Consider the following 346-nt stretch of genomic DNA (forward strand, 5'->3'; position numbering starts at 1 on the left):
GTCTACAGCTTTCCTGACTGCTGATCCGAAAAGGTTTTTGGGTCTGTAGCTCAGTCGGTTAGAGCACCGTCTTGATAAGGCGGGGGTCGTTGGTTCGAATCCAACCAGACCCACCAAGTATTCTGCGCATGCGGGATATGGGGGTGTAGCTCAGCTGGGAGAGCGCCTGCTTTGCAAGCAGGATGTCATCGGTTCGATCCCGTTCACCTCCACCAAGTACCTAATCACCTGGTGATGTAGAGGCTAACTCATAGTGTCGTTGAAACGGCCTTATGAGTTAGGTTTTACCTGACAGCTATATTCGTTCTTTAACAATCTGGAAGAAGCACAACGAAATGTGCTCATC

Annotated in this window: 2 tRNA genes; both read left to right on the top strand. The window is 49.7% G+C overall.

Features of this window, described 5'->3' with window-relative positions:
• Window positions 1-39: 39 nt before the first annotated feature.
• Window positions 40-116: transfer RNA gene (locus IB268_RS30910), tRNA-Ile, on the top strand.
• Between the two features lie 23 nt (window positions 117-139).
• Window positions 140-215: transfer RNA gene (locus IB268_RS30915), tRNA-Ala, on the top strand.
• Window positions 216-346: the final 131 nt, after the last annotated feature.

Source organism: Achromobacter sp. ACM01 (genome assembly GCF_014851745.1).
In the GTDB taxonomy this organism is placed as follows: domain Bacteria; phylum Pseudomonadota; class Gammaproteobacteria; order Burkholderiales; family Burkholderiaceae_B; genus Achromobacter; species Achromobacter aegrifaciens.